This window comes from Rubritalea tangerina, from assembly GCF_042683245.1.
Lineage (GTDB): Bacteria > Verrucomicrobiota > Verrucomicrobiia > Verrucomicrobiales > Akkermansiaceae > Rubritalea > Rubritalea tangerina.
Genome location: NZ_JBHUJB010000085.1, coordinates 1 through 4,578, shown reverse-complemented (window position 1 = coordinate 4,578; position 4,578 = coordinate 1). Strand labels below are relative to the sequence as shown.

Here is a 4,578-nt window from a genome sequence, read left to right as displayed (position 1 = left end):
AAAGTCGCCTAACTAACCTACCAATAATTTAGACACTCCCTGACCGAAATCCGTGGGGAAGCTCATAGGGTCACGGGTGCTGACCAGGTTCGAGTTCGCATCGTAAGCGCGGAATGAGAAATTACCGCCATAGAAGACTTCCGTACGCTGCAAGGCTTTACTCATCTACCTCCTTCATAATTTGTGTGTCTAATTGTTTTCAGAGTATAAAAATGTTCCACAAAACCCCTAACAGAAATTATGACGACAAAGTGGAATCATAATCAAAAGTTGACACAGATAAGCCGATGACAAAGTGATAATCCGACGCGATGACAATTCGGTTTTTAACACCTATTGAACTATTCTGACAGCCTTTGTGTCAGTATCTAGCTGCCACCCCTCACTCTTTTCTATCCAACTTATTGAGTCTCCCTTTTTTCTCCATGCCATAATGCCTATCGATGCTCTTATTGTAGAATTATCTGTGACTTTGGAATGAGGTAGGAAAGAATAGCTAAATGTAACCCTACTCTCCGCAGGAATCATTCGAGGAAGCTTATAATTGCCCATTATATATACTTTTTCGTCCAAAAAAAGAGCCCCTGCTAAACCCTTTTCATATTCAATACCGCATGGGCTAATATAGATGTCTACATCACTTTTATTTTCAAAAAACAGATCACATTCAATACGCCCTTCATTATAGTTGGCATCTTTCAATCCCAAATCAACATGGTATAGAAGATCACTCTTATCTCGATCACTCACAAGAAAAAAAATACCCAACAATAAACAGAAAAAAACTGATAAGTACTGCATACATTTACAACTCACCATGATATCTAACCCAAGTCTTTGAGTAAATAGAAGCACCTACTCTAGTTTTTACCACATTCCCATTTACATCTTCATACTCAAGATAATATCCATCTGGGAAATTTCTATTCCCCGAAATATAGTTATGCCTAATTGTATGTCTTGTTCCCCACGATGAAGCGCCTCTCCTGAGCACTTTTCTGGCAAAAGATTGCGCTAGAATATATGATTTGCAAGCTGTGAATCGAACAATGGAATCTCTACAGAACCAGCATCTAACTGGACCATTCATGTTTTGAGCTCTAACGAAGGTTGGTTTTTTTTCAAGGGCTAATAAATCACCAGTTGCAAACTGTGCTGAACTAGAGCCAATACCTAGACTAATACCGTTCATGAATATTCCATGACCACCAAGAAACATATAACTAATTGGAGATGAACCCTCTCCTGATGCCGTTCTGATTTTCTCAGCAATTTCAGACGGAGGCACACGAGTTAAGGTTATTCCATAAGCCCCTTCTTGCCCTCTCCTTAGTCTTTCTCCGTGTGTGGTGATATGTAATTTATTCTCGCTACACGGTGTCACCAAATTTGTGGCATCATACTTGTCACCAGGTTGAATAGTGTTTGGATATCCATGATCTTGAGTATCATTAGTCGGCCACAAACAGGACCAATTTGCAGCATTACCGCCATATTCTCCCTTAGACGCAAGAGAACTTAGTGTATCTCCTTCTTCTGCACACCATGTATGGCTTGATCCTTTTACCCTTTTCCATAAACCGAAAACATCTGTTTTATTTACCACATCATTTCCAACAAACCCATACAAATTCACTCCTCCCTCTTCCTCAATCGGATCACGGCTGAGCCATCTTCCAAGTGCTGGATTATAGTGTCTGTATTTGTAGTAATGCAGCTTGGTATCGCTATCGTAGCGACGGCTATTCCAAGTCACTTTGTTGTCGATAGCACCTGTTGCTAACTCATTCTCTGAGGTGTTGTAGACTTCCACTTCACCAAAGGCATTATAACGGTAGTGCTCGAGGATGTCTCCTGAGTCGTCTGAGACAGCGTACACATGGTCGAGGTAGTTTTTGTGGTACCACTCCATCTTGAACTTACTGCCTTCTACTGCTCTTGCGATGATGGTGTTGAGTGCCGTCGGATGAGCCCAGAGGTCATTCTGAACTGTGCTCTGAGTACTGTTATGCTCGTGCTCAGCCACTTCTTGGTCACCCCACCAAGTAAAGAAGGTTTCATCACTTCCATTATCTATCAGAACTCTACGTCCAAGTGCGTCGTAAACCATGTCGACGTCAGTATTGTTGTCCAATTCAACGCGCTTGAGGCGATTGTCTAAATCGTAGATGTACACATTACCTTGGTCATCCTCGGTGAGGTTGCCACGGTCATCGAGAGCCGTGTTATTGCCAGCGACAGCAGTGAGTTCGTTGTCGTCATTGTGGCTACGGTTTTGCACAGTTCCATCAATCGTGGTGGATGTCCAGTTGCCTGCATCGTCGTAGTTCCAGCTCTGTGATTCAGGGCTGTTGGTGTCGATAGCACCTGTGCGGTTCCAGCCTGTGACTCGATTGCCGCTATCATAGCTCGCGGTGAAGGATGCGTCTTGCATGACTCCCCCTGCAACGGTCTCGGCTGTAATTTGTTTGTCCACGGCGTAGCTATAGCTCAATTCGAGATCTTCAATGGATTGCGTACCATCGAGCACGAAATCAAAGGTACGAAGATGATCGCTTCTACCATAGGTGATGCTGTGTGTCAGCCCATTTCCGAGAGTTTGATGGGTGAGACGGTAGCCATCGTCTTGAGTTTGGGTGAAAATGCTTTCTCCCTCATAGCTGCTAGATGCCACGAGATTACGCGCATCGTACACCCATGTTTGCACCTTGCCGTCTTGGAAGGTTTGGCTGATGGGTCGATTTGCGGCATCGTACGTACGTGCCGTGGTGTAGGTTTTGCCTTGGTAGCTGATGGTCTCACTGAGTGGTGAGCTATCGGCTGCATAGGTATGTGCCGTCGTCACATTGTAGCGCCCCTTAGTAGAAGAGAGGAGGCGTGAAGCTCCATCGTAAGTGAAGGTGTCTTCACTCTCTGTGATTGTTCCGCCAGTCTTGTAGACGCGCTTCTCAAGGCGCGATGCCATGTCGTACTCGCTGATGTGATGGTGATTGTCTTGGTCGATCTTGAGCGTGAGACGACGAAGCGCATCGTAGGCATAATCTAACACATCGTTAGGTGTTGGGTTCGTCTTACGCGACTTCAGGTTGCGTGCATTGTATTCCCAAGTACGGGTATTGCCATTGCCATCATTGAGGCTCGTGAGGTTACTATTGGCATCGTAGGTGTAGTCGACAACGATTTGATTCGGGTCCGTTGTCGAAACTAAGCGGTTGCGCGCGTCATAGCTCTGCGTTGTGACATTGCCTTGCGCATCCGCAGAAGAAATGACCTGGGATGCCGCATTGTAGAGCTTGTAGCGGTCCACCCCATCAGCCTGCTCCTGAAGGTCGGCGCATGTGACATCGCGGTTGAGCGCATCGAAAGTACAATCTTGTCCAAGCCCGTTAGGGTCACGGGTGCTCACTACATTTGAGTTCGCATCGTAAGCGCGGAAAGAGAAGCTACCTGCCATAGAAGACTTCCGCACGCTGCAAAGCTTCACTCATCTACCTCCTTCATATTTTGTGTGTCTAATTGTTTTAATTCTGATGAAAGCGTGGTAATCCGACCAAAATTCTACGACATCAATTTGGAAATATCATGCGATGTGAATTTAGCGCGTAACATTTACGTACTGCTATGGTTGAGTATTGCTAGTTTTTTAATGCGCGAGCCTCTTTAAAATCAATTATCGATTTTTTAAAAAAATTCTCTAACTTATCCTTTGACTCCATTGACTTATAACCAAAAACACTATGGGATAGGTATTCATACTCTTCTCCCCAAATATTTTTCGAAGAATTGTTATATTCAGCTGCTAATTCTAATGCGTTCAAAATAGATAGATATGTATCATCATCTAACTGTTTTACCATATACCCATAAATTTCAGAGTTATTGCCGTTAACTCCCGCTTTAGACAAACCTGTGAAAACCCAAGCCATTTGACGATGAATCTGATCTAAGACTGGTTGAGCTATCTGAATCGAGATATCATTCATTTCTGACAATTTTTGAAAAGATGAAATAATATTTACACTATAATCTATCAGTGTTGAATGACTCTGATATTTTTCATCTTGATGTCGTAATTTACTCAACTCATCACCAACAATACTTTGAATATTAGAAATTACACTAGGGGATAGTTTCCTACTCTCTAAATTGAATATATTAGGACTTACATGAGATTTCTCTGTAAACATAGAAAGTCTACCAGTGATATATAAATGTGCATGGCAGTCATAAACTATAGCCCTCAAAAGCTCTTTATTTTTATCACTCCACACCTCTGAATCAATAGGTGTAACAGCTTTAGACAATAATACAAAATCAAGCGTGTCAGCTGCTACCTTATAATCATCAACGAGAGATCTGTTAGTAGCTACTATTCCAGGTTTTTCGTGCTTGTCTTCACATGAAACAAGCACGGGAATAGCTATCAGAAGCTTACCTATCAATATCAATATTTTCATCGCATTATCACATCTTCAAGTTCACTTTCTTCACCTCCATCACAATAAGACTGACACGAATGGCACGGACTTAAGCGGTTTTTCGGTGTTTTAAAGTAGTCAGGAAAAGTCGGATAGGCTT

The 4,578-nt window shown here is 42.9% G+C and carries 3 protein-coding genes; all 3 read right to left on the bottom strand.

Going from position 1 to position 4,578, the window contains the following annotated elements:
• Window positions 1-333: 333 nt before the first annotated feature.
• The 3 genes from ACFSW8_RS17080 to ACFSW8_RS17070 all read right to left on the bottom strand — a co-directional run bounded on the left by ACFSW8_RS17080 (window position 334) and on the right by ACFSW8_RS17070 (window position 4,457).
• Window positions 334-750: a hypothetical protein gene (locus ACFSW8_RS17080; RefSeq protein WP_377178852.1), complete on the bottom strand. Its 417-nt coding sequence runs from the start codon at window positions 748-750 to the stop codon at window positions 334-336.
• 55 nt (window positions 751-805) lie between these two features.
• Entirely contained in the window at window positions 806-3,454 is a 2,649-nt protein-coding gene (locus tag ACFSW8_RS17075; RefSeq protein WP_377178850.1) for an RHS repeat domain-containing protein, read from the bottom strand.
• A gap of 181 nt (window positions 3,455-3,635) precedes the next feature.
• Window positions 3,636-4,457 carry a hypothetical protein gene (locus tag ACFSW8_RS17070; RefSeq protein ID WP_377178848.1) on the bottom strand — a complete coding sequence of 274 codons (822 nt, stop codon included), beginning with the start codon at window positions 4,455-4,457 and terminating at the stop codon, window positions 3,636-3,638.
• Window positions 4,458-4,578 lie beyond the last annotated feature (121 nt).